The sequence below is a fragment of the Microcystis sp. M53602_WE12 genome, assembly GCF_030065455.1.
Taxonomy (GTDB): Bacteria; Cyanobacteriota; Cyanobacteriia; order Cyanobacteriales; family Microcystaceae; genus Microcystis; species Microcystis aeruginosa.
This window is the reverse complement of sequence record NZ_JASJFB010000650.1, coordinates 1-1,346: the sequence shown is the minus strand read 5'-3', so window position 1 is coordinate 1,346 and position 1,346 is coordinate 1. Positions and strand designations below refer to the sequence as shown.

The following is a 1,346-nucleotide window of genomic DNA, read 5'->3' as shown; positions in this document are numbered from 1 at the left end:
GATTAGTTCGCTCTAGATAAAAAACAATTGACAAAAATCGCTAAATGCCTTTCTATATAAGGGTTCCATCCCTTATAACCCCCGTCCATTGCATAACAATTACCGAAGAGCCAAATTTCTCACTTCCCTGAAACAAGTTTCTCCGGATACTGTCACCGCAATTGAAAAAGCACCCGAACAGCCTTTAGATTATGGACAGGCAATTCTAGAGGTTGAATCTGTTGCTAAAACCAGTCCCGAATTAAGCCAAATTATAACCGAGTTGGTTGACATTGTAGAAGCCGAACCTTCCCTTAAAGAATTGGTTAATAATACCCTTAAATCTCAATCCCAACAAGCCAGCGTTATCAATAATCAAAAATTAGCTGATTCCATAAAGAATGTTTTTCAAGGTAATACATTCATTGGTGGTAATTTCTGACTGCAGCCGCCTGTTCAGGAACAGGTTAAACAACATCCTCACAATTTATCTAATAGTAATATCCCTAAATTTGTTGGTAGGGATCAGGAATTAGTTGACTTAAAAAAGCAATTACAACAATCCCAAAAGCTTGCTATATCTACCTTAACAGGAATGGGAGGCATAGGTAAAACCGAACTAGCCAGACAGTTTGGCTGGCAACAATGGCAGGAAAAAACCTATCCCGGGGGTATATGTTGGTTAAATGTGGCAGAAAGTGACGGCGGTTTTATCGGTACTTCTATTTTAGATTTTGCGCGGGTACATCTCAAATTAACTTTACCGGATGAGGGAGAATTAGACGTAAAAATTCGTTATTGTTGGCAAAACTGGTTAGCGGGAAATGTCCTAATTATTTTTGATGATGTGCGGGATTATCAGCAAATTAGGGATTATTTACCACCGCAAGAAGACAAACGCTTTCAGGTTTTAATTACCACTCGCAAGGAATATTTATCAGCGACAATTGCGACTTTTCGGGTAGAAGTATTAAAAGAAAAAGATGCACTTGATTTATTGCGTTCCTACCTTGCAGACAACAGAATTGACACACAAATCGAGGCAGCTAAATTATTATGTCAGGATTTAGGTTATTTACCCTTGGCGTTAGAATTGGTGGCAAGGTTACTGGTACGACGACAGGATTGGAAAATTAGCAAAATACGGCAGAAATTAGCCGAAAAAGGCTTAGATGAGCCAATCTTAGACAAAAATCCCAAGTTTCATGGGGAAATGACTGCGGAACGAGGGTTAAAAGCTGCCTTTAATCTCAGTTGGGAGGAGTTGCATAGCGAACCAGAAGCGCAAATTTTGGCACTTTATCTCAGTTTATTCGCTCTTGCGCCCTTTCCCAAAGGGATGATTCTGGATTTATTTCCCGATGAGG

At 39.6% G+C, this 1,346-nt stretch carries 2 protein-coding genes; both read left to right on the top strand.

The annotated features are described in order from the left end of the window. The first annotated feature begins 88 nt into the window (after positions 1–88). Positions 89–421, top strand: coding sequence for a hypothetical protein (locus PX482_RS20490; protein ID WP_288122951.1), 333 nt, complete (start codon positions 89–91; stop codon positions 419–421). A gap of 135 nt (positions 422–556) precedes the next feature. Next, on the top strand, positions 557–1,346 hold a 790-nt coding region (locus tag PX482_RS20485; RefSeq protein ID WP_288122952.1), incomplete at its 3' end, for an NB-ARC domain-containing protein.